Annotated in this window: 19 protein-coding genes; 13 read left to right on the top strand and 6 right to left on the bottom strand. The window is 39.1% G+C overall.

Annotation, left to right across the window (positions count from 1 at the left end; translation table 11 throughout):
- Positions 1 to 131 precede the first annotated feature (131 nt).
- Together prmA and DEU42_RS04705 are read left to right on the top strand one after the other, a co-directional pair.
- Complete coding sequence (gene prmA / locus DEU42_RS04710) at positions 132 to 965, top strand: 50S ribosomal protein L11 methyltransferase (protein ID WP_114757135.1); 834 nt, start codon at positions 132 to 134, stop codon at positions 963 to 965.
- 23 nt (positions 966 to 988) lie between these two features.
- The gene (locus tag DEU42_RS04705) at positions 989 to 1,264 is read left to right on the top strand and encodes an ATP-dependent Clp protease adaptor ClpS (RefSeq protein WP_114757134.1); all 276 of its coding nucleotides are present in this window, start codon (positions 989 to 991) and stop codon (positions 1,262 to 1,264) included.
- A 49-nt stretch (positions 1,265 to 1,313) separates the two neighbouring features.
- On the opposite strand, the gene DEU42_RS04700 is transcribed toward DEU42_RS04705, so the two are convergent.
- A complete protein-coding gene (locus DEU42_RS04700; protein WP_114757133.1) occupies positions 1,314 to 1,844 on the bottom strand; it encodes a hypothetical protein in 531 nt (176 codons plus the stop codon).
- A gap of 359 nt (positions 1,845 to 2,203) precedes the next feature.
- On the opposite strand from DEU42_RS04700, the gene DEU42_RS04695 reads away from it, so the two are divergent.
- From DEU42_RS04695 to DEU42_RS04665, 7 genes are all read left to right on the top strand, one after another.
- Positions 2,204 to 5,008 (top strand): triple tyrosine motif-containing protein, encoded by a 2,805-nt coding sequence (locus DEU42_RS04695; protein ID WP_317047562.1) that lies wholly within the window; start codon positions 2,204 to 2,206, stop codon positions 5,006 to 5,008.
- 242 nt (positions 5,009 to 5,250) lie between these two features.
- Positions 5,251 to 8,310, top strand: a complete 3,060-nt coding sequence (locus DEU42_RS04690) for a SusC/RagA family TonB-linked outer membrane protein (protein ID WP_114757132.1) — start codon at positions 5,251 to 5,253, stop codon at positions 8,308 to 8,310.
- Positions 8,311 to 8,313: 3 nt separating this feature from the next.
- Entirely contained in the window at positions 8,314 to 9,810 is a 1,497-nt protein-coding gene (locus tag DEU42_RS04685) for a RagB/SusD family nutrient uptake outer membrane protein (RefSeq protein ID WP_114757131.1), read from the top strand.
- A gap of 6 nt (positions 9,811 to 9,816) precedes the next feature.
- Positions 9,817 to 11,346 carry a PKD domain-containing protein gene (locus tag DEU42_RS04680; protein WP_114757130.1) on the top strand — a complete coding sequence of 510 codons (1,530 nt, stop codon included), beginning with the start codon at positions 9,817 to 9,819 and terminating at the stop codon, positions 11,344 to 11,346.
- 4 nt (positions 11,347 to 11,350) lie between these two features.
- The gene (locus tag DEU42_RS04675; protein ID WP_114757129.1) at positions 11,351 to 13,006 is read left to right on the top strand and encodes a family 16 glycosylhydrolase; all 1,656 of its coding nucleotides are present in this window, start codon (positions 11,351 to 11,353) and stop codon (positions 13,004 to 13,006) included.
- Positions 13,007 to 13,099: 93 nt separating this feature from the next.
- Positions 13,100 to 15,397 (top strand): beta-glucosidase BglX, encoded by a 2,298-nt coding sequence (gene bglX, locus DEU42_RS04670; RefSeq protein WP_114757128.1) that lies wholly within the window; start codon positions 13,100 to 13,102, stop codon positions 15,395 to 15,397.
- Positions 15,398 to 15,405: 8 nt separating this feature from the next.
- Positions 15,406 to 16,170, top strand: coding sequence for a family 16 glycosylhydrolase (locus DEU42_RS04665; RefSeq protein ID WP_114757127.1), 765 nt, complete (start codon positions 15,406 to 15,408; stop codon positions 16,168 to 16,170).
- A 297-nt stretch (positions 16,171 to 16,467) separates the two neighbouring features.
- Here DEU42_RS04665 and DEU42_RS04660 read toward each other — a convergent pair whose 3' ends face one another.
- Genes DEU42_RS04660 through DEU42_RS04650 form a run of 3 tightly spaced genes read right to left on the bottom strand, consistent with a single transcriptional unit; the run spans position 16,468 to position 18,276 of the window.
- A complete protein-coding gene (locus DEU42_RS04660) occupies positions 16,468 to 16,959 on the bottom strand; it encodes a hypothetical protein (protein WP_114757126.1) in 492 nt (163 codons plus the stop codon).
- Positions 16,960 to 16,998: 39 nt separating this feature from the next.
- Entirely contained in the window at positions 16,999 to 17,502 is a 504-nt protein-coding gene (locus tag DEU42_RS04655) for a hypothetical protein (protein ID WP_114757125.1), read from the bottom strand.
- A 9-nt stretch (positions 17,503 to 17,511) separates the two neighbouring features.
- The gene (locus DEU42_RS04650) at positions 17,512 to 18,276 is read right to left on the bottom strand and encodes an MBL fold metallo-hydrolase (protein WP_114757124.1); all 765 of its coding nucleotides are present in this window, start codon (positions 18,274 to 18,276) and stop codon (positions 17,512 to 17,514) included.
- Between the two features lie 86 nt (positions 18,277 to 18,362).
- Here DEU42_RS04650 and DEU42_RS04645 point away from each other — a divergent pair, with 86 nt between their 5' ends.
- Complete coding sequence (locus tag DEU42_RS04645; RefSeq protein WP_114757123.1) at positions 18,363 to 19,856, top strand: TonB-dependent receptor; 1,494 nt, start codon at positions 18,363 to 18,365, stop codon at positions 19,854 to 19,856.
- Positions 19,857 to 20,162: 306 nt separating this feature from the next.
- On the opposite strand, the gene DEU42_RS04640 is transcribed toward DEU42_RS04645, so the two are convergent.
- The gene (locus DEU42_RS04640; protein WP_114757122.1) at positions 20,163 to 21,050 is read right to left on the bottom strand and encodes an NAD(P)H-binding protein; all 888 of its coding nucleotides are present in this window, start codon (positions 21,048 to 21,050) and stop codon (positions 20,163 to 20,165) included.
- 82 nt (positions 21,051 to 21,132) lie between these two features.
- On the opposite strand from DEU42_RS04640, the gene DEU42_RS04635 reads away from it, so the two are divergent.
- Positions 21,133 to 21,528, top strand: a complete 396-nt coding sequence (locus tag DEU42_RS04635; RefSeq protein ID WP_114757121.1) for a winged helix-turn-helix transcriptional regulator — start codon at positions 21,133 to 21,135, stop codon at positions 21,526 to 21,528.
- 75 nt (positions 21,529 to 21,603) lie between these two features.
- Positions 21,604 to 22,230 (top strand): Yip1 family protein, encoded by a 627-nt coding sequence (locus tag DEU42_RS04630; RefSeq protein WP_114757120.1) that lies wholly within the window; start codon positions 21,604 to 21,606, stop codon positions 22,228 to 22,230.
- Between the two features lies 1 nt (position 22,231).
- Here the strand turns inward: DEU42_RS04630 and DEU42_RS04625 are convergent, their stop codons facing one another.
- Positions 22,232 to 22,990: a LuxR C-terminal-related transcriptional regulator gene (locus tag DEU42_RS04625; protein ID WP_114757119.1), complete on the bottom strand. Its 759-nt coding sequence runs from the start codon at positions 22,988 to 22,990 to the stop codon at positions 22,232 to 22,234.
- Positions 22,991 to 23,285: 295 nt separating this feature from the next.
- On the opposite strand from DEU42_RS04625, the gene DEU42_RS04620 reads away from it, so the two are divergent.
- Complete coding sequence (locus DEU42_RS04620) at positions 23,286 to 23,687, top strand: hypothetical protein (RefSeq protein WP_114757118.1); 402 nt, start codon at positions 23,286 to 23,288, stop codon at positions 23,685 to 23,687.
- Positions 23,688 to 23,693: the final 6 nt, after the last annotated feature.

The following is a 23,693-nucleotide window of genomic DNA, read 5'->3' as shown; positions in this document are numbered from 1 at the left end:
TTCATTGTTCCCGAGTCGATTTTAGTAAGACTTTCTTCTCATACGGAGGCACTGTAAAGTTTGCGCAAACTTAATATTAATTATTACTACGCAATGTTACCTAAATGTTACCTTTGCGGAAAATTAAAGTTATGTCAAACATATATATTGGATACCATTTTACGGTAGAACCCAAAGAGTTAGGCTCTGAAATATTGATTGCCGAGTTAGGCGAAACACCTTTTGAAAGTTTCATTGAGACTGAAAATGGGCTTTCGGCTTACATACAAAAACAGTTCTGGAACGAAAATATTCTGGAAGATATTTTCATTTTAAGCTCTCCCGATTTTAAAATCGAATATACTTTTGAAGAAATCGAACAGGTTAACTGGAATGAAGAATGGGAAAAGAATTTTGAACCGATTGATGTAGATGACACCTGCCGCGTGCGTGCGCCTTTTCACGAAAAGACAAACGCTAAGTATGATATCGTGATCGAGCCTAAAATGAGCTTCGGTACCGGGCATCACGAAACTACCTTCATGATGATTCAGCACCTGCTTGAAACAGAACTTGAAGGCAAAAAGACCCTGGATATGGGTTGTGGCACTGCTATTCTTGCTATTCTTGCCGAAATGCGTGGCGCCCAGCCTATTGATGCTATAGATATTGATAACTGGTGTTACCTGAACTCTATAGAAAATGCCGAGCGCAATAATTGTCACCATATTAGTGTATATGAAGGTGATGCCGCCTTGTTAGAAGGCAAACAGTATGACGTTATTATTGCTAACATCAACCGTAACATATTATTAAACGATATGCAGCAGTATGTTGACTGCCTGAACAAAGGTGGTATTTTACTGTTAAGCGGCTTTTATGAAGAAGACATTCCGGCAATTGATGCTTCGTGTACAGAAAAAGGGCTTACCTTTGCAAAAAAATTCAGCAGGAACAATTGGGTTTCGCTAAAATATGTAAATTAGCATTTTAGATTAAGTATTTGAAGATGAGCACAAGAGAAAAAGTATTAGAAGAGGTACTCGTTGAAGAAGCAGTTGGCAATAATAACGAGATAGTGTTGTATAATGATGATGTAAATACTTTTGACCATGTTATCGACACCTTAATGAGAGTATGCAAGCATACGGCAGAACAGGCCGAACAATGCTCTCTTATAGTGCATTACAATGGAAAATGCACTGTTAAGACCGGCGAATTAAAGGATTTAAAGCCTCAGTGTACTTTGTTGCTGGAAGCTGGCCTTAGTGCTGAGATCATATAAAAAACGGATGCTAAAGCATCCGTTTTTTTTCATAGCAATTGTTTAGCAATTATTTTTTGTAAACATACTCGGTTGCTCCCGGTACAAGTACGGCCGCACCTTCGTCATTCCTGTCTGGGTATGTAGACAATATAGTATTATCAGACCAACTAAGCTCTGTACCAATTTTAGTAAACTGGCGTGTTGCTGTCTGTCCGTTATCGTCATAAGTTAACGTAATTAGTGCATTGTTTGGATCAGCTGCCGGTTGCGAAGTATATACACCGGTTACTGTTTTTGTTTCTGCACAACCTGCTTCACCACCACTTACCAGAATACCGGTAATTTTATATTCAAATGTATTGTCTGAATTTAAAACGATTCTTCCGTTGTTGTAGCAATCTGATTCTTCCATCTGATTGATATGAGAATCGTTATCCTGGTCGAAATCAGTTTCAGCAGCTGTATTTACCTCTTTTAGGTTATACGTTCCTTCAATCTTTACATTTTCGCTAGTGCTGTTGTTATCATCATCACTACACGATGTAAATCCTAAGCCCGCAACTGCAAGCATGCTCACAAATAAATTGATCTTTTTCATGTCTTTTAAAATTAAATTAAGTGAATGTTAGTGAGACAAATCTATCCCTGAACATTCTTAATAATATTTTAAAAACCATTATTTAAACTTACTTTAACTTACTCATTACTCCAAAAACAAGCGTAATTCTTTACCCTACAAGTGTTTTGCTGTTTTTTCAAAAAAAAGCCTTAAACAGACTTTAACATTAAAATTTAACTAGATTTTTAACAACATCCCACACAATAAGCCACCAAAAACAATAATTAGCGTATGATTCCATCGAAAAAACAATGAATCTACATCAGTTTATTTCTTACCACTTCCAATTCTTTAGTAGTAATTGTATATTCGTATAAGTATTATAAAAACCTTCAGCCTTGATCAAAAAATTACTTTCGCTATATATTATCCTTCTTGCATTGTTTACAAATGCTCAGGAGCTGCCACCTATCGTAAAATTCAGTGCATCGAATTATAATGCAGGAAATCAAAACTGGATGATATCCCAGGATAAAAGCCGCTTTATGTATTTTGCCAATAACGAAGGCCTTTTGGAATATAACGGTACTGAATGGACCTTGTATCCATCACCCAATGAAACTATAGTGCGTTCGGTGAAGGTAATTGAAAAAAGGATATACACGGGCTGTTATATGGAATTTGGTTATTGGGAAAGACAACAGGACGGAAAATTAAAATACTTCTCATTAAGCCAATCGATAAAAAATAAAATACTTGACGATGAACAATTCTGGAACATTACCCAGTACGATCATTGGGTTATTTTTCAATCGTTAAGCCAGATATTTATTTATGACTCAAAAAACAAATCTTTTAATATCATAAAGCCCGAAACCGGAGTAAACAAGATTTTTAGTGTTAACAACAAAATACTTTATCAAACCTTTGGCACCGGATTATATGAAATTGAAAACGGAAAAAGCAAACTTGTCTCGGCTAATCCGGTCATAACCGGCAATAAGATTGTCAGTATTTATGACCGTAATGAAGCACTTCTGATCCAAACGCAGCTTAACGGATTTTACGAACTAAAGAACAATAGCGTAACTAAGTGGACTACAGAGGCCGATGGAGAATTGCAAAACAGCAGTATATACAGTGGCCAGATGCTTAGCAACGGCAGCTTAGCTCTGGGGTCGGTATCTAACGGTATATATATTCTGAATCCTGCAGGTAAGATAAAATACCACATTACCCAAAATAAGGGACTTAGCAATAACACCGCGCTGTCTCTATATGAAGATCGCGACCGGAATTTATGGATTGGCCTTGATAATGGTATAAACTGTATCAATTTACAGTCGGCGGTGCGAAGTTTTGTTGATGATACCGGTTTTTTAGGAACGGTATATACCTCAATCCTTCACAATGGGCTGTTGTATATAGGAACGAATCAGGGATTATTTTACAGGAACTACACAGCCAACGAAGATTTTAAATTTATTCCCGGCACTAAAGGCCAGGTATGGTCTTTACACACTTACGATAATACTCTTTTTTGCGGACATGATTCAGGAACATATATAATTAATTCAAGTAAAGCCACAAGAATATTTGATAAATCCGGAACATGGAAGTTCGAAAAACACCCCTCGAATCCTAATATGCTGCTTCAGGGGAATTATCACGGTATATCAGTGTTAGAAAAAATCAGTGGCGGATGGAAATTCAGGAACTGGATAAAAGGCTTCGACTATTCGAGTCGCTATTTTGAAACACTGGGTAAAAATGATATTTATATCAGCCACGAATATAAGGGAGTATTCAGAATAGTAACAGACAAAGATTATACAAAAGTAGTACAGTCAGTCGCCTATAAATCTCCAGCAAAAGGTAAAAATGCCAGCCTTAGCAAATTTAATAATGATGTTTATTATGCTTCTAAGGATGGTTTTTTTAAAGTAGAGCCTAAAACAAAAACTTTTGTAAAACAACAACAGCTTTCTAAGGTATTTACGAAAGATGAATACACCTCAGGAAAACTAACCCCTGACAATTCAGCTAAGCTATGGTTCTTTACCAGAGACTATATTAATTATTTTTCGGCAGGTAAGCTCAATGCTGAACTAAAACACAATATAATACCTATCCCCTCTTCGCTTACCAACTCGATGTTGGGATTTGAAAACATTACACAAATAAGTCCAAGTACGTATCTTATTGGTACCACTGATGGCTATTACACTATAAACATAAACGACCTTAATTTTAATACTTATAATGTAAGTATTACCAATGTTACTTCAAACAGGCTTAACCAAAGCGGAATACTTCATAGTATTAACAATGAAGGAAGTTTTAAATACAAAGAAAACAACCTTACTTTTTCCTATACAGTTCCTGAATATGGTAAATATGTAAATGCACAGTTCCAGTATATGCTTGAGGGCATGCAGGACGAATGGAGCGAATGGAGTGGCAAACCCTCCGCAAACTTCAAAAACCTACCTTCAGGGCATTATGTATTCAGGATAAGGGCAAAAACCGGCAACTCCATATCGGGTAACATTGCAGAATATGAATTTACCATATTTAAACCGTGGTATGCAACAAATTTTGCTTTGTTTATCTACCTCATATTCATAATTATCGCAGCCTATATGATAAACCGCACCTACAAGAATTATTACCAGAGGCAAAGAGAAAAGCTTATTGAAGAAAATAACAGGCTTCTTGAGATAAAAGAACTTGAAAATGAGCAGGAACTTATGAAAATAAAGAACCAACAGCTTGAACAGGACTTTGAAAGCAAAAACAGGGAACTTGCCGTATCGACCATGAACCTCATCAAAAAGAATGAGCTGTTATCCATGATTAAAGACGACCTTAAAAAAAATGCCGAGGGTGGCGAAAGAAATGTCAAATCGGTAATAAGCACAATCAACAAGAACATAAATGAAGATGATACCTGGGATATGTTTAAAGAGGCTTTTAATAATGCCGACAAAGACTTCCTTAAAAAAGTGAAAAATACTCATCCTTCGCTTACCCCTAACGATCTTAGATTATGTGCTTATCTGAGACTAAATCTTTCTTCGAAAGAAATCGCTCCATTGCTTAACATTTCAGTAAGGAGTGTTGAGATTAAACGATATCGTTTGCGAAAAAAAATGGAATTATCTCATGAATTAGGGCTTGTTGAGTATATTCTTTCAATATAGTTAACCACAACATAAAGCAAAATTACCTATACATCACCTATACAAAGTGGGTATTTACAAGGTTTTCGTAGAAATCCAAATTCATTTTACAATTAGTTAAAACGCTGTTAATAGTGACTTTAAGGCATAATTGTGTTAGAAAACTAAATTAATTTCGAAATGTATATTTTTTGTAGGGGTTAATTTTATTCTTTCTAATTAATTGTGATATAATTTTAGATAATCACAAAAAACAATTTTATATGAAGTCAAAACTATTCTTGATTGCTTTTTTGCTGATTTCAACATTTGGCTTTGCCCAAAACATGGAAGTTAGCGGAAAAGTAAACGAAGTGGCAACCGGATTGCCTATGCCCGGTGTTAATGTCACTGTAAAAAATTCAACAGTAGGAACGGTTACTGACATGGATGGTAATTATACCATTTCAGCCCCTAAGGGAGCTGTCCTTGTCTTCAGCTTTGTGGGCTTTAAAAGTCTCGAAGCAACTGTTACAGGCCCAAATGTAACAGTAAGCCTTCAGGAAGATGCCAAAACTCTTGAAGAGGTAGTTGTTATTGGTTATGGTACCCAAAAGAAGAAAGAGGTTACCGGAGCCGTGGGTTTTGTAGACAGCAAGACAATTGATCAATTAAAGCCGGTAAAAGTTGAGCAGGCTTTACAGGGAACGGTTTCGGGTGTAAACGTTACCACAACGTCAGGAGCACCGGGTGCAAATCTTTCAATCCGTATCAGGGGTATCGGTACAAACGGCAATAATGACCCTGCTGTAATCATTGATGGATACCTGGGTGACATCAACCTGCTAAACCCTAATGATATTGAGAGTATCACTGTATTAAAAGATGCGCAGGCTGCCATATATGGTACTATTGCGGCAAACGGTATAATACTGGTAACTACCAAAAAAGGTAGAAAAAACAGTAAAACCACATTCTCTTTTAATACTTACACAGGTTTCCAGGAGACCTCTAAAAAAATGAACCTTCTTAATGCTACTGAGTATGCTTTGTTGCAAAACGAAAGATATGCTAACGGAGGTAAAGCATTGCCTTTCCCTGATGTTTCGGGCATTGGCGTAGGTACAGATTGGCAGGATGAAGTATTTAACAAAGGGGTGCCTTTAGTTAATCATGATCTTACTATTTCAGGTGGTGGTGAAAAAATAACCTATAGCGTTAGCGGTTCACACCTTGACCAGGAAGGTATTATTGGTGGTAATAAATCAAGCTTTGAAAGAAATACTGGGCGTCTTTCGTTAACGGCTGATCTTACCGATAAGTTAAAGCTAAATACAAATGCTACATATACTTCATTTGACAGGAAAAACCTTAACGAAAATGTACTTGGCTCTGTATTGTTCAACGCGATTAATACACCATCAATCTACACTCCTTACGATTCGAACGGCGATTTAACCGTACTGCCTTCCGGAGGAGCTGCACCGGGTAGCAATCTGGGAATTGAGATCATCAATCCGCTTGCACAGATTGAAAACACCTACAATTATTACAATCTTAAAAAACTGAACGGTACTATTGGTCTTGATTATGAACTTATCAAAGATCTTGTTGTTACCGGCCGTGTAGGTTTCAATACACAAAATGCAAGACAAAAAGTATTCAATAAAATGGTCAGCTACGGTGGTAAAGTGTTCGATAACCCGAGAAGCAGTGTAAACCAAAATGCATTCCAGGATAACAACTATAGCTTTGACCTTTATGCTAACTATAAAAAATCGTTTGCTGAGGCTCATAACTTTACCTTTACCCTTGGTATGACAGCGTATAAAGAATGGGGAGAAGGTTTATATGCAACTGGGTTCGACGTACCTAACAATGATATACGTAACGCTGACATCAGTCTTACAACAGGATTTTCAGAATCTAAAACTGCAAGTTCTTACAAGTATGACAACAGAAGGTTGTCACATTTTGCACGTTTACAGTATGATTATAAAGGACGATACCTGCTTTCCGGTATGATAAGAAGGGATTTATCAACCCGATTTGGCCCCGGAAATCAAGTAGCCTATTTTCCGTCAGTAACAGGTGGGTGGATACTTTCTAACGAATCATTTTATAAACAATCTAAAGCCGTGAGCTTTGCAAAATTAAGAGCCAGCTATGGTTCTCTTGGTAATGATGTTGGATTTGGTGATAACAAATATATTGGTTTATTAGATGGAGAGGCTAGCTATATATTTGATGGACAACTGGTACAGGGTACTGCTATCGGAGGTCTTGCAAACCCTAACATTAAATGGGAAGAAGCTCGTAAATTTGACGTAGGTGCCGATTTACGATTTATCAATGATAAATTAGAGTTTACTGCTGATTACTTTATAGATACCCGAAAAGACCTTATTATTCCCGGAATCCCTGTTTCAGGTATTATAGGCACTTATGGTCCTGGAGGACAGAATCCTGCTATCAATGCAGGTAAGGTAGAGAACAAAGGTCTGGAACTTGCATTAACTTATAGCGACAAAATTGGCGATGACTTTAGTTTCCGTACCAGCTATAATGTAACTTTCCTTAAAAACGAGGTACTAGAGGTAAATAACGGTACCGGTTATCTTGAAGGTGGTGGTTTTGGTGTAGGCCAGCCGGCAATGACAAGAATGGAAGTAGGTATGCCGTTAGGTTACTTCTACGGTTACAAAACAGCTGGTATCTTCCAAAACCAGGCTGAAGTTGATGCACATGCAGACCAGACCGGAGTTAACGGTTCAGCACCTGCACCTGGTGATATCAGATTTGTAGATATGAATGGTGACGGTATTGTAGATGTTAGGGACAAAACTAAAGTAGGCGATCCTATTCCTGATGCTACAATGGGCTTTAATATTCAGCTTAACTACAAAGGCTTTGACTTTGCCGCCTATGCATTTGCTTCTTTGGGTAATGATATGGTAAGAAATTACGAAAGAGATGCGGCTGATGTTAACCGTTCAAACTACTTATTAGGAAGATGGCATGGCGAAGGAACAAGTAATTCTGTTCCTAGAGTTACTACAGGTAACACTGCTAATAATGTATTCTCAGACTATTTCGTTGAAGATGCATCATATTGCAGAATTCAGAATATTCAGCTTGGCTATACTATAAATAACAATTTCACTCAAAAATCAGGTATTACTAAACTTAGATTGTACGTGGGAGCTAACAACCTGTATACTTTCACTAAATATAGAGGTTATGACCCGGGAGCAAGTAGTGGTGCTCCACTATCATCAGGAATCGATTTTGGTTTCTACCCTGTACCGAGAACTTACCTTTTAGGTTTAAATCTAAACTTCTAAAAAATGAAAAGAAAAATAATAACAGCCATACTGGCTTTTAGCCTTATAACTATAGTATCTGTATCGTGTACTGACGACTTTGTTGATAGAGAGATTCCTTATTCAATAGGTTCTGATAATTACTTTAACTCTGAAGAGGAATACAATAAGGCTTTAATTGCAGCTTATGATATACTGCAATCTACCTATGTAAACGTTATTCTTGGCGAGATAGCTTCTGACAATACTTTTGCAGGAGGAGCTGATGCTAATGACGTTGTGGGTTGGCAACAGGTTGATGATATGACACATAACTCTGTAAATTCAAATATCAGAGATGTTTGGAACTGGATGTTTTCAGGAGTTAACCGTGCAAGCTACATTCTTGAGTTCAAGGATAAAACCGAATTTGAAGGTAAAGCACAAATAATTGCTGAAGCACGCTTTTTACGTGCTTATTACCAGTTTGAACTTGTAAAATGGTTTGGTGGTATTCCAATGAAAGGCGATGCTCGATTTACGCTTGGTGATGAACTTGTAATTCCGCGTTCAACAGCCGAAGAAGTATATGAAGCAATTGAAAATGACTTATTGTTAGCTATTCCTGATCTTAATGTAAACGCACCACAGGTAGGAAGAGTAACAAAGGGTGCAGCGCAGGCATTGCTTGGTAAGGTTTATTTATATCATGCAACCGTTGGCCAGGGACATTCAGAAAAATATGCTGAAGCTGCCTCAATGTTCGAGCAAGTAATAGGCAGTGGTAAATTCTCCTTAAAGCAGGGCGCTGATTATTTAAACCTGTTTGAAGAAGCTCAGGAAAACAGTTCTGAATCAGTATTTGAAGTACAATATACCGATGTTGAAGGAGCAGGTTTTGGTTGTCTTCAATGTAGTGAAGGAAATGTAGCAGTTGGTTTCAGTGGCCCTAGAAGCTATGAAGGCCCATTATTTACTTCCGGATTCAGCTTTAACATTCCTGTTCCCGAAGCAGCAGGATTATTTGAAGAAGGTGATAATCGCCTTGCAGTAACTATCCTTGACATGTCTGACTGTGGTTGTAGCTATGCACCTGCTCATGAGGATACAGGTTTCTTTAATAGAAAATACATACCGAGAACTAGAAGAACTGAAGCTGCCGGGGATAAAAACCTTACTAACCCTAACAACTACCGCGCTATACGCTATGCCGATGTACTGTTAATGGCCGCTGAGGCTTATAGCCATACCGGAAATACAGCTAAAGCACAGCAGTATGTAAATGAAGTGGTAAGAAGAGCTTATGGTAATCAGGATCACGATATTACATCAAGCGGTACTGCTCTTACTCAGGATATCCTGAAAGAAAGGAGAAAAGAACTATTTGGAGAAGGACACCGTTTCTTCGACCTTGTAAGAACAGGACAAGGTAGCCTTATACCTGGCTTTAGCACTGGTAAGAATGAGCTATTCCCTATTCCAAATGAAGAAATCCGTTTTTCTAATAACCTCTGGACGCAAAATCCGGGATATACAAACTAATATATCATGAAAAATATAAAGATACTTATGTTGTTTATGCTGACGGCTTTTGCAATTAGCTGTTCAGACGACGAAACCAGCCTGGGCAGCGTAACAAACGCTAATCCGGCAGGTAATATTTCTGCACTTTTTACTATTACACAGGACAATACTGGATTGGTAACCATTACACCTAACGCTGAAGGAGCTGTTCGCTTTGAAGTGTATGACGGTGATGGCGCTACAGAACCTGTAGAACTGCTTCCGGGACAAAACATGCAACACATTTATGCTGAAGGTGTTTATCCTGTAAAAATCGTAGCTTACGACATTACAGGCAAAAGCAGTGAAGCTACTCAGGAACTTACTGTAACCTTTAGAGCTCCTGAAAATATTGAGATTATAGCTACACCCGTAGCCGGAAACTCTTTTGGTATCGATGTTACTGCAAAAGCCGATTATGAAACTTTCTTTGAGGTTACTTTTGGTGAGGCAGGAGAAACTCCAATTCCATTTAATGAAGGCCAGACTGTAAACCATGTTTATAGTGCAATTGGTACTTATACCATAACGGTGGTGGCATATAGTGGTGGTGTGGCTACGAGTACAGCTACTAAAGAAGTTACTATTCTTGACCCGCTTAAACTGCCTCTTGACTTTGAGAGTGCTACCCTAACCTATTCGTTTATCGATTTTGGAGGTTGCGCTACAAGCCTTGCTGACAATCCGGATGCTACAGGTGTTAATACAAGTACTAAAGTAGCCCACATGGTTAAAAATGCTGGCGAAGTATGGGCAGGAACTGCAATTCAACTTGAAGAAGTTATCGACTTTACTACTTACAAAGCCGTAAAAATGAAAGTTTGGTCGCCAACTGCTGGTATTCCTGTAACGCTAAAAGTTGAAAATGCTGCTGATTCTGGAATCAACTTCGAAAACCAGCAATTTACAACTGTAGCTAATGCCTGGGAAACGCTAGTTTTTGATTATAGCGCAATAGATGCATCACAAGAATTCTCAAAACTGGTTATTTTCTTTAACCTTGGTACTAGTGGTTCTGGCGAATCATATTACTTTGATGATATAGAGCAAACTGTAAGTCCGCTTTCTATAACTTTTGAAAGCGCTGTAAATATGTCTAGCTTTGGTAACGCGATTACAACCGTAGAAGTTAATCCTGATCAGACAGGTATTAATACCAGCGCAGGCGTAGGTAAGTTTGAAAAACCTAACGGCGCTGAAACATGGGCAGGTGTTGCTTTCCCTCAAAACCTTCCACTTGATTTTAGCGTTATGAAGAAAGTTAAAATAAAAGTATGGTCACCTCAGGCAGGAATACCTGTACTTCTAAAATTTGAAAAAGGAGACGACAATCAGGTTTTCATAGAGAAAACACAAAATACTACCGTAGCCAATGCCTGGGAAGAACTTACATATGACTATTCAGATGTTATTGATAGTTCTGTTCCTTATCAGACGCCAGTGGTATTTTTCAACTTCGGTGCAACCGGCGATGGTAGCATCTATTATTTTGATGATATAAAACAATCGAACTAAGATTATGAAAAAGACTTTAAATAACTTTATAAAATTCCTGTTTGTACTTATACTGGTAAGCAGCTGTCAGGAAGACGATTTAAGCTTTGGTGACATTGCAGCACCAACCGAGCTTGAGGTAACTGCCGAAATTGTGGGGGTAACTCCTGAAACTCCTAATGGCGATGGTACAGGAATTGTAAATATTACTGCCACCGCAAAAGGAGCTATGACATATCAGTTTAAATTTAGCGATGGTACGCAAAGCGAAGCTACTCCGTCAGGTAAGCTTAAAAAACAATTTACATCTCCTGGTGTTCACACTTACGTGATAACAGCAATAGCTTATGGTAGTGGTGGATCACCTACAACTAAATCTATTGATGTTACGGTATACAGTAGCTTCTCTGATCCTGAAACACTACAAAAACTAACGGATGGAGCAAGCAAAACATGGTATTGGTTTGCAGCTAAGCAAGGACATCTTGGTGTAGGTCCTAATGATACAACACCTAATGGCTTTATACCTCAATATTACGCCGCCCCTCCATTTGATAAATCTTCGGGTGCAGCTGCTTGTTTCTATCAGGAATCACTTGTATTTACTAAAACAGGTGAAAATGAGCTGAAATACAAGCTTAACACTAATGGTAGTATATTTTTCAATGCTACTTTCAATGGTGTAGGTGGTAGCACGGCTCCGGATGATCAGTGTCTTGCATATGATACGTCACAGGAATACAATGTAAACCTTATGCCTACAAACTCTAATGTACCGGCTGACCAGACTACAGGTACATCGATGAGTCTTAACGGTGGAACCATGGGATATTACATAGGAACAACAATGGTATATGAAATTATGAAAATCACTGATACCGAGCTTTATGTGAGAGCCGTTATGGAAGGTAATCCTGCCTTGGCATGGTATCACATCTTTACAACTAAAACTATTGCCGAACAGCAAAACACAGGCGGTGGAGATGACGATTTTACCGATCTTGTTTGGTCAGACGAATTTGATACCGATGGTGCTCCAGATGCCAGCAAATGGACATATGACCTAGGAACAGGTGATAATGGATGGGGTAACAACGAACAGCAATATTACAAAGCTGAAAATGCTGTAGTAGAAGGCGGTTCGCTTAAAATTACTGCAAAAGCTGAAAGTTTTGGTGGTAAAGATTATACATCTGCCCGTCTTAAAACCGAAGGTTTATACGATTTTAAATACGGAAGAGTTGAGATACGAGCCAAACTGCCTAGCGGAAGCGGAACATGGCCTGCGCTATGGATGCTTGGTGCAAATTATCAGACCAATGCATGGCCTGCGTGCGGTGAAATCGACATAATGGAGCATGTAGGAAACAATCAGGATCATGTACTGGGTACATTACACCTACCTGGAAATTCAGGTGGTGATGGGATTAGTGCAGGAACAACAGTAACCGGTGCTTCAACAGAATTCCACGTATACGAACTTACATGGAGTGCTACAAAAATCACATGGAAAGTTGATGGCGTAGAGTTCCATTCATACAACAACACCGCTTCTACTCCGTTCAATGCAGATTTCTTCATGATCATGAACGTTGCAATGGGTGGTAACCTTGGCGGACCGATCGCACCGGGTTTTGTATCGTCAACAATGGAGGTTGACTATATAAAAGTCTTCCAATAAAAAATATTCTATCTATTCTATATTCACAGTTACCCAATAGTAAAGAGCCCTGCAAAGGCAGGGTTCTCTTCTATTGGCTTTTAAAAAATTATAATGAAATATAATTTACCAAAATTCATCTTGCCTGCTTTGCTGGCACTGGCACTTGGCTGCAGTTCTGCAAAACAGGATGTTGCACAATCTCCAAAAAACAAATCATCCATTGACCGAAAAGTCGATTCGTTAATGAACCTTATGACCCTCGAAGAGAAAGTGGGTCAGATGAATCAGTACAACGGTTTCTGGAATGTAACCGGTCCGGCTCCAAAAGATGGCTCGGCCGCAAAAAAATATGAACACCTTAAAAAAGGCTGGGTAGGTTCCATGCTAAATGTAAAAGGTGTAAAAGACGTTAAGGCACTGCAAAAAATTGCCGTTGAAGAAACACGTCTTGGCATACCCGTTATCTTTGGTTACGACGTTATCCACGGATACAAAACCATCAGCCCGATTCCTCTTGCTGAAGCTGCAAGCTGGGATATGGATGCTATTCAAAAATCGGCTGAGATTGCCGCTGCAGAATCGGCAGCATCAGGTCTGAACTGGACATTTGCCCCAATGGTAGATGTTTCGCGCGATGCCCGCTGGGGCCGCGTAATGGAAGGTGCAGGAGAAGATCCGTACCTTAACAGTGTTATTGCCGTGGCACGCGTAAAAGGCTTTCAGGGTAACCTGGGCGAATTTAATCTTGCTGCCTGCGTAAAACACTTTGCAGGCTATTCATTTGCAGAAGCAGGTAAAGATTATAACACAGTAGATGTGAACCGTAATACGCTTCACAATGTTATTCTCCCTCCTTTTAAGGCAGCCGCCGATGCCGGTGCGCTTACTTTTATGAACTCATTTAATGATATAGATGGCATACCTGCTACAGGAAACGCCTACCTACAGAGAGAAATTCTTAAAAAAGACTGGAACTTTCAGGGCTTTGTAGTGAGCGATTGGGGCTCTATGGGCGAAATGGTTGCCCATGGCTACGCTAAAGACCTTAAGCAGGCTGCCGAACAGGCTGCAAACGCAGGAAGCGACATGGACATGGAATCATCCGGCTATGTTGAGCATCTTGCTGCTTTGGTTCGCGAAGGCAAAGTATCTGAAGACAAAATAAACGATGCGGTAAGACGTATCCTTAGAGTAAAATTTCAATTAGGGTTATTTGACAACCCTTACAAATACTGCGACGAAGCCCGTGAGGCAGCTACAGTTGGCAAAAAAGAGTTCCATGACGGAGTGCTTGATGTAGCCAAAAAATCGATTGTATTACTTAAGAACGAAAAGAACCTGCTTCCATTAAAGAAACAGGGACAGAAGATTGCAGTTATTGGGGCTTTAGCAAATGATAAAACCAGCCCTCTTGGCAGCTGGAGAATTGGTGCTGATGACGGTACTGCGGTATCAGTACTTGAAGGACTTGCTAAATATACCGGCAACACTGTTAAGTATGCCAAAGGTGCCGATGTGGCTTTAGGCAATCCACAGTTTGTGGTTGAAACCAAAATAAACATGACCAACAAAAGCGGTTTTGATGAGGCTGTAGCTACTGCCAAAGGTGCCGATGTAGTTATTATGGTATTGGGTGAGCACGGACTACAGACAGGTGAAGGCCGTAGCCGCGCCGAGCTTGGACTTCCCGGAGTTCAGCAGGAACTATTAGAAACTATTTACAAAGCAAACCCTAACATTGTTTTAGTACTTACCAATGGGAGACCGTTAACCATCCCCTGGGCAGCTCAAAACATCCCTGCCATTGTGGAAGCATGGCATCTGGGTACTGAAAACGGCCACGCAATTGCTCAGGTTCTGTATGGTGATTATAACCCAAGTGGTAAACTACCTATGAGTTTCCCTAAAGCAGTAGGGCAATTACCGCTTTACTACAATCATAAGTCTACCGGAAGACCTGGTGGTGATGAACCTACAGAAAGCGTATTCTGGTCGCATTATGGCGATATGCAAAACGCTCCGGTTTATCCTTTTGGACATGGTTTGAGCTACTCGACATTTGAATATTCGAACCTGAAATTAAGTGCTAATTCATTTGGACAAAATGGACATATCACAGTGAGCGTAGACGTTAAGAACTCAAGCAATATAGACGGTAAAGAAGTAGTACAGTTGTACATTAGGGACATGGTAGGTTCAGTAACACGACCTGTAAAAGAATTGAAAGGTTTTGAAATGACTGAAATTAAAGCCGGTCAGACCAAAACCGTAACATTTACCATTGACGAAAAGACTATTGAATTCTATACTGCAAATGGAAAATGGGAAGCGGAAGCTGGCGATTTTAAAGTATTTGTAGGCGGAAGTTCTGTAACAAAGCTTCAGGCTCCGTTTAGCTATTCAAAATAAGACAGACTATGAAAAAAATATCACTTATACTGCTTTTGGCCGGTACAGTAGCTTCAGCTCAGGTAAAAAAAGGAAAATTGGTATGGGAAGAAACCTTTAACGGCAAAACCCTGAACGAAAAAGTATGGAACTTTGAGCTTGGCGACGGATGCCCCAACGTATGCGGATGGGGTAACAACGAGCGCCAGATATATACCAAAACCAATCACAGGCTGGAAGACGGTAAACTTGTCATCACAACAAAAAAAGAGGGTGATAAATATACCTCAACCCGCATTACCACTGCAGGCAAAAAAGAGTTTAAATACGGCTATATGGAGGCAAGAGCTAAACTTCCTGTTGGACACGGCATCTGGCCGGCATTCTGGATGCTTGGCTCTAATATTTCTAAAGTAGGATGGCCATTAGCCGGAGAAATTGACATTTTAGAATATATAGGCCGTGAGCCTCATACTGCATACACTACCCTGCATACACAGGCACATCATGGTGATAAGGCAAGCTCTAAAAAAACAGCTATAGCTGATATCGAGAAGGGATTCCATACCTATGGTGTGAAATGGACACCGGAACAAATGGAGTTTTTTATTGATGACAAATCAGTTTATACTTATGTACCGGAGAATAAAAGCGAGGAGGTATGGCCTTATGACCAGCCCTTCTATTTTATACTAAATACAGCCGTTGGAGGCAACTTTGGCGGTCCGGATGTAGATGACAGCATATTCCCCCAGGAATACATTATAGATTATGTAAGAGTATACGCGAATTGATCATTCTCGTTGTTGGGTTAGTTCATAAAAGAGGGTTTTGCAAGGACCCTCTTTTTTATATAATAATCCTAAATAATTTGAACACGGATGACGCGGATTTTTGGCAGATCTCCACAGATTTTGCTTACCATACCCAACTTATTTAAGCATCATCCCATACAGAACATAAAAAATCCCATCCGGAAAGGCGAATGGGATTTTTTTATGTAATCTTTATTAGACTGCCAAGCTTCGTTACTCTACGCTCACAATGACAAACATACTGAAAACTGATACTTGCGACTTTAAACTTAAAAACTAGTATGTTTCTGCTTTATCGTCACCGGTTATTTGCCCTTCGAGTATTTCTGCTCCTGCATACTGCAATTGCCCATTTTTCTTGAGACTATACTTCTTTTGAAGTTCCAGAGACCATTCACCCCCTTTATAAGGCGTACCCTCTTTCTCTCTTTCAAGCATTACTGAATCAGTAACGTCCGGAAGGAATAATTCTGCCCTGTCACCATCATCTTCAAAAACTACAAAAGCACTTTTGTTCATGCTTTCGCCTTTTAGTTCATCAATACGATTCAGGCGATACCCTTCTTCAAAAACCCTGATGCATTCTTCTCTTAACTTAGACCAACTGTAGCCTGCCGAATGTACACAACCGTGTTTGTCCTTATCGGTGCCTAAAACAACATTTTTATCAGTAATAGTCCCTGTGTCGTCCTTGCTACGGTCTTTTAGTATGCCGTCACACGAAAAAATAAGAAAAGCCAATGCCGGAAGCATTATCAGTTTTTTCATAATCGATTTTTTAAAGGGTAACTAATGTACAAAAAAATATTAATACGGCTTGAATTCGTAAAGCGTATTGTCTATCCTTTCAAAAGTCACAGTACCATCTTCTTCAACAAAATACTTTATAAGCACTTCTCCCCAACGGAGTCCGTTATAGAAATCAGCAATAATCCATCTGTGGTTAAGCACTTTAATTTTTGCAATAGTAAATGGCTTACCTCCATCCATTGGAGGATAACCAATTAAAGGGTTACCATTAGGATTGGTATTTTGTTTGAAAATAGCATCTGTTATAGCCATAACAATAGCTTTAGGATCCTGACCTTTAAAATATTCCTGAGCATTAGTATTATTTTCAAGAGAGAAGTAGTTTTCCGCAGCTAATTTTTCTTTTTCAGCATCAACTTGTTTTTGCGAAGCCTTAACATCGGCCTTCATTTTTTCTATACGTTCGTTTTCAAATTTCTGCTGGCTTGTAAAATACATGTAGGTAAATACATTGATAAGCAATGCGAAGATGAACAGGTATAAGAAAAGGTTCTTTTTCATGGTATTGGTTTAAATGTCTATTTGTAAATTATCGTAAGCCAAAAATACGTTTTCCGGCAATTTTTCCTGTACTTCAGCATGAAATCCCATAAGACTGCTGATATGAGTTAAATAGGTACGTTCCGGCTTTACTTTATCAATAAAATCGAGAGCTTCCTGAAGGTTAAAATGTGTTTCATGGGGTGCTTCACGCAATGCACTAACAACCAGTACTTTTATCCCTTTGAGTTTTTCAATTTCTTCAGAAGCAACCGTTTTAACATCAGTCAGATAAGCAAAATCACCTATTCTGTAACCTAAAATCGGGAGGTTGCCGTGCATTACCCTAATAGGCACAACCCTTTTTCCTGCCAGTGAGAATGAAGTATTATGATTAATCTCATGAATAGCAACCGAAGGTGCACCAGGATAACGATTTTCTTCCTCAAATATGTATTCAAAACGTTTTTTCAGGCTTTCTATTATACGGTCTTCGGCATAAATTGGCATATCACCCTGCATAAACACAAAAGGCCTGATATCATCTATACCAGCAGTGTGATCGGAATGTTCGTGGGTAAAGAGTATGCCATCCAGCTTAACACATTTGCTGGTAAGCATCTGCTGGCGAAAGTCGGGGCCGCAGTCAATCACATACGAGGCATCATCCCACTGCATCCAAACGGACACACGGAGGCGTTTATCGCGGGGGTCGCTGCTCAGGCAAACCGGATGGTTACTTCCTATAACCGGTATGCCCTGCGATGTTCCGGTACCTAAAAACCAAACTTTCAAAATAGGGTTATTTTTTCACAAAAGTAGCATATTTGTTTTATAACACGTAGTGTTTTCCTAACTTTGCCATATATCATTTTTCTGCTATGAAATTAACGGATGAAGACATAACCCTGAAAGGCGACAGGGTAATTGCACACGTACCTTCAATAAAGGATAAAGCACTTCGCATCAATCTTAACGAACATATTTACGGAACCTTTTCTGAAATTGGCGCCGGTCAGGAAACTGTCCGCCATTTTTTCCGATCAGGAGGTTCTTCAGGAACTATTGCAAAAGCGATGTCGGCTTATGACAAAGACTTTAGCGACGCTATTTATGGTGTTGAGGAAGATGGCCGTTATGTTACCGAAAGCCGCCTTAAAAAAATGCTTAGCCATGAGGTTAAGATCATTGAAAGCAGACTAAAACGCGACAAACACCCTAACAAGGTTTTCTTCAGTTATGCCAATACGGTTGCTACTATTGACTTCGCTAAACAATTTAAAGGTCATGGCTGGGTAGGTATTAAATACCAGGTAGAACCGGACGAAGATTATAACGAAATCACACTGCACATCCGCTTTAAGGAAACCGATGCCAGACTTCAACAGGAAACACTCGGAATTTTGGGCGTTAACCTTATTTATGGTGCATTTTATAAATACAATGACCCTAAAAAACTGCTTCGTTACCTGTACGATCACTTAGACAAAGATCAGCTTGAGATTGACACCATCAACTTCTCAGGGCCACGCTTTGCCGATGTAGATAACAGGCTAATGAGCCTTCAGCTGGTTAAAAACGGCATGACCGATGCGGTAATGTTCGATCCTAACGGACATAATGTATTGCCTGCTGCCGTGTTATACAAAAAGAACATTCTTGCGCTTCGCGGAAGTTTCCGACCTGTAACCAAAGTAAACATGGACATGTATGAGAAATCATACAAGATGTTCCTTGAAGAGAATAAAGTTGATAAAGATAAAACCCTTGTAGTTTTCGAGATTACGCTTTCGAATCTTCGTTCTGAAGGGGAAATTGATGAACGTGACTTTATGGACCGTGCCGAGTTGCTTTGCTCACTTGGGCAAACGGTAATGATATCGAACTTTCAGGAGTATTACAAAGTGGTTGAATACTTCTCTTCTTACACCAAAGCCCGTATGGGACTTGCCATGGGTGTGAGCAATCTTGTAGATATCTTTGATGAGAAATACTACCGTCACCTGAGTGGAGGTATATTAGAGGCTTTCGGTAAATTATTCTATCGTGACCTTAAGGTATTCTTATACCCTATGAAAGATGAGGATGGTAACGTTATTGACTCTGAAACCCTTAAAGTTCACCCACGAATGAAAGAACTCTTCAAGTTCTTTAAATTCAATGGAAAAGTAATTGATATTGCCAATGTAGATCCAGATAATCTGGATATCTTCTCGAGAGAGGTACTTAAGATGATCAACAAAGGTAAAACGGGATGGGAAGATATGCTGCCTCCTGGTATTGCAGAACTTATCAAAAAGAACCACCTGTTTGGTTATGATCCTAAGAAACTGCTGTCGGAACAAAATAATACAACTAACAGTACTACAGTATAAAAGAAGAGCAGTTTAAAACTGCTCTTCTTTATTTAAACTATGCAAGCTTCGGAGAAGCGGCATATTTATAGAAGATTGTGAGTTTTACCTGATCATGAGTTCCAGAGGAACGGCATAACTATTTCGCTCCTCCGGAGCTTTATAACTCAATCAACAAACTTTCGCTATAAATATATCACCCCTCCGGGGTTATTGAAATTGAATTGATTCTAATACATATTAAAAAAGACGTAGCGATTCTACGTCTCTACAAAACGATATAATTAATACCTACAAGGTTTTGAAAACCTTGCAGGAAATAAAGAATTATCTGTTATATATCGCTGCCAGTTCTTTGGCAAACGGAGCAAATTTCCTGTTTCCAAAGTTATTGGCTTTATCAGCAAGATAAGGTTCCCATATAGCTCCCTCACCTATTGCCCTACCCATTTCTGCAAAGTTTTCAGCCATATGCGCAGAAAAACCTCCCTGCATGATTCCCTGTTTTAACTGATCATCAGTCATAACAATCCAGGGAAGTTCGGGTTTGCCAAAAGCTTCGCCAAGCGTTGCGGCAAGTTCGCCCCCTGTAAGTTCATCGCTGATAACATACTGAACCTGTTTTCCACTAAAAGAAATTGTATCAAAAGCTTCAGCAGCAGCATCGGCAATATCATGTGGGTGCGACATCATAATGATAGTATCGGCACTGAAATTATTTCCCATAAAGCCCATACGTTGTATCATACCTACACTTCCATGATGATTGGTATAGAACATTCCCGGACGAAGGTGCAGCACATTTACTCCTTCAAGCTGATTTAGCCTGCCTTCAGAGAAATAAAATGCACTCGAAGGTCCGTTACCCTCCGGACTCTGGGCACCTACCCCACTCAGGTTAGCAACATATTTCACACCTGTAGCTTCTATAGCTTTGGCATATTTATCTGAAAGGTTTTTCATAGTCTCTTTCAGGTTTTCTGCCTGAGCGTTTGGCGGAATCATTACGTATACAGCATCGGCGCCTGTAAAAGCCTCTTTCAGGAATGCTTCATCCTCTACTGAACCAATGGCAGGCTTTGCACCAAGCGTCTCTATGGCTGAAGCTTTATCGGCATCATGACTTATTACGGTAACATCATGCCCTTTGTCTACTAATTGTTCAGTAAGTCTTTTACTTATGTTCCCAAGGGAACCTGTAACAGTTATTTTCATTTGTTTAATTTTTAATTAATGATGGAACAAATGTATATTTGTACTTACTTTTATACAAGTACTTACCCTGAAGTATGTATCTATGACACAGATTAAAGAAAGCTCGACCATACAGGAAAACAAACGTTTTGCCCATCAGGAATGCCCTGTAACCTATGTTATGGAAAAGATAGGCGGGTATTGGAAACCTATCATTTTGTACCATCTTCTTACCGGGGCGAAAAGATACGGAGAATTGCGCAAGGCCATTCCGCATATAACCGAAAAAATGCTGATACAGCACCTGAAACAACTGGAGACCGATGACCTTGTGCTGCGTACCGCATTACCCGTTGTACCTCCGCATGTAACCTATACGCTTACCGAAATGGGACAGGCATTAGGCCCTGTATTATACGCAATGGGTGAATGGGCAATTAAGGACAGTACGTTTCACAACAAACCATTCTTTAAAGATTTAAAGGATTTTCCGGTTTAACTGTAATAAACTGGCTTAGGTTTAATAGAATTATCTTATATTTTGTAGTATTGCATACCAACAAACCCTTATAGTATGGAATTGAATGAATTTGAAGAATACACACAAAATGCAGAAATCGAAGAAAATCTTTTCAAAAAGATCATAACAGCACCAAAGGAAGCCTTCAGATTTATAGCAGACCATCAATATGAAAAGCATATGGTACAGCTCTTAGTTCTTGCCGGGATGACCAGCGGACTTGATAAAGCAGTTGAAAAAACCATGGCTGGTGACTCAGGCATCATATCTGCATTAATCTATACAATTATTGGAGGGCTTTTCGGTTGGATCGGTTATTATATATTCTCTGGAATTCTAAGTCTTACCGGTCGTTGGCTTGGAGGCGAAGGAAGAACTGATACTATATTACCTGTAATATCCTATGCTGCCATACCTACAATAGCAACAATACCTCTATTAATAGTGAGATACGCTATAGGTTTTGAACCAATAGTTTTTGATATAAAATTTGTGGTATATTACGTTGTATTGTTTATTGAAATAGCATTGTCTTTTTGGGCACTTGCATTGTTGGTTATTGGATTAGCCCAGGTACAGCGTTTTTCTATTGGTAAAGCAATACTCAATATTTTGTTGCCTATTTTAATAATTTTTGTTCCTATTCTAATCTATTTTTTTGCAACCTCTACAACATCATAACCTACACCCACCCATTATTGTAAGCTATTCCCAATATCTCTGAGGTAGATTTGGCATTGGTTTTTTGCAGCATGTTCTTGCGGTGGGAATCGACAGTATGCTTGCTTATACAAAATGCCTCGCTTATCTCTACGCTGTTCATGCCTTTGGCAAGGGCGCGTAATATGTCTTTTTCCCTGTTAGTAAAGAAAGGTTTCGTTGGTTTAAAGATATTCTGAACATCTACATTATAATAAGAGGGCTCCCCTTCCATTCCTATAAATGACAGTAAAGGTTTGGTTTCTTTCTTAAGATGTGAAATATCAGTGTTGATAACAAAAGTGCGTACATTTTCTTCGTCGTGTTCTATTATTACAAACTGATTCAGTAAACGAATATACTCACCATTCGCTTTTTTTAATCTAAAGTCATACTGTACCTTATACCTAAAGAGCTTCGCCCCTGACATACCATTAAAAAAGTTAGTGATCGCTACCTCAAAATTCAGGAAATATGGCAAGTCATCGGGATGCATGATACTTCCTAAAAAGGCAAGTGTGATCTTTTCTGAAGGATACCCAAGCACCTTTTCAACTTCCGAACTAACATTCTCCATAAGGGATTTACGAACATTCATTGTAAAATAGTAGTAATCCCCAACATGAAAAACATCAAGAATTTTCTTTTGCAACTGCAAATCAAAATCTTCATTCTTAGCATTCTCATCAATAGGTATGGTCCCCCATATCTTTTGCAGTTCATTGTACATATCCAGTTCCATAATTCAGGTTAGTTAAGTTGGTTAAAATTAAATAATTCTTGTTAAAATTTAAAATATAATTTTAACATTTCATCGATAAAACAATGATTAAATTCGACGAAACAAATTTAAAATCCGTCTAAATACATATCAATGGGAAAATCCCTATTTATGGGGATGTTTTACCTACTGCTTTTTTTTGTACATTAGAGAATAAGAAATATTAACATATGTTGAACCTTTAAAACAGGTATTTTTACCTGCTATCAGCACTCACTATTTTCAGATATTTGTAATATTTAATACCATACCCCCCATGGGCATTACAAGACAATACGGCACAATGAAGAATGGCAGCTTTAGATTTGGACCTGCCAATCCAACGATTGATTTATCTACAGTCTCTTCAAAAGGTGAATTCTCCCTTTCGATTACTGTAAATGTAAGAGACGCCAAAGGATCAGTCGCTCAGGGTGAAGAGATTATTTTCACCGTTGACAGACACCCGGAATGGTTATCCATCCCGGCAGTAACGGCTATTACCAACAATTCGGGCAATGCTGTCCTGACCATTCATGGCAGAGTGGGCAGTGCCGCCGAAAGCGGTTATGTAGCCTTTAAAGTCACCAACAAGAACAACCAGGAGCAAAATGGCTCAGGAATGATTGCCTTTACCGGCAAACACGGCGGACGAATGAAGCGTTTGTTCTTCTTTTAATCTTTA

Source organism: Flavobacterium sp. AG291, from assembly GCF_003350375.1.
Lineage (GTDB): Bacteria > Bacteroidota > Bacteroidia > Flavobacteriales > Flavobacteriaceae > Flavobacterium > Flavobacterium suzhouense.
The sequence above is the reverse complement of the archived record's forward strand: the minus strand, read 5'-3'. Positions and strand labels throughout refer to the sequence as shown.

Excerpts from the sequence above, each read along its gene's own strand:
- prmA (WP_114757135.1), top strand. The coding sequence starts at position 132 with ATGTCAAACATATATATTGGATACCATTTTACGGTAGAACCCAAAGAG.
- DEU42_RS04705 (WP_114757134.1), top strand. The coding sequence starts at position 989 with ATGAGCACAAGAGAAAAAGTATTAGAAGAGGTACTCGTTGAAGAAGCA.
- DEU42_RS04700 (WP_114757133.1), bottom strand. The coding sequence starts at position 1,844 with ATGAAAAAGATCAATTTATTTGTGAGCATGCTTGCAGTTGCGGGCTTA.
- DEU42_RS04690 (WP_114757132.1), top strand. The coding sequence starts at position 5,251 with ATGAAGTCAAAACTATTCTTGATTGCTTTTTTGCTGATTTCAACATTT.
- DEU42_RS04685 (WP_114757131.1), top strand. The coding sequence starts at position 8,314 with ATGAAAAGAAAAATAATAACAGCCATACTGGCTTTTAGCCTTATAACT.
- DEU42_RS04680 (WP_114757130.1), top strand. The coding sequence starts at position 9,817 with ATGAAAAATATAAAGATACTTATGTTGTTTATGCTGACGGCTTTTGCA.
- DEU42_RS04675 (WP_114757129.1), top strand. The coding sequence starts at position 11,351 with ATGAAAAAGACTTTAAATAACTTTATAAAATTCCTGTTTGTACTTATA.
- bglX (WP_114757128.1), top strand. The coding sequence starts at position 13,100 with ATGAAATATAATTTACCAAAATTCATCTTGCCTGCTTTGCTGGCACTG.
- DEU42_RS04665 (WP_114757127.1), top strand. The coding sequence starts at position 15,406 with ATGAAAAAAATATCACTTATACTGCTTTTGGCCGGTACAGTAGCTTCA.
- DEU42_RS04660 (WP_114757126.1), bottom strand. The coding sequence starts at position 16,959 with ATGAAAAAACTGATAATGCTTCCGGCATTGGCTTTTCTTATTTTTTCG.
- DEU42_RS04655 (WP_114757125.1), bottom strand. The coding sequence starts at position 17,502 with ATGAAAAAGAACCTTTTCTTATACCTGTTCATCTTCGCATTGCTTATC.
- DEU42_RS04645 (WP_114757123.1), top strand. The coding sequence starts at position 18,363 with ATGAAATTAACGGATGAAGACATAACCCTGAAAGGCGACAGGGTAATT.
- DEU42_RS04640 (WP_114757122.1), bottom strand. The coding sequence starts at position 21,050 with ATGAAAATAACTGTTACAGGTTCCCTTGGGAACATAAGTAAAAGACTT.
- DEU42_RS04635 (WP_114757121.1), top strand. The coding sequence starts at position 21,133 with ATGACACAGATTAAAGAAAGCTCGACCATACAGGAAAACAAACGTTTT.
- DEU42_RS04630 (WP_114757120.1), top strand. The coding sequence starts at position 21,604 with ATGGAATTGAATGAATTTGAAGAATACACACAAAATGCAGAAATCGAA.
- DEU42_RS04625 (WP_114757119.1), bottom strand. The coding sequence starts at position 22,990 with ATGGAACTGGATATGTACAATGAACTGCAAAAGATATGGGGGACCATA.
- DEU42_RS04620 (WP_114757118.1), top strand. The coding sequence starts at position 23,286 with ATGGGCATTACAAGACAATACGGCACAATGAAGAATGGCAGCTTTAGA.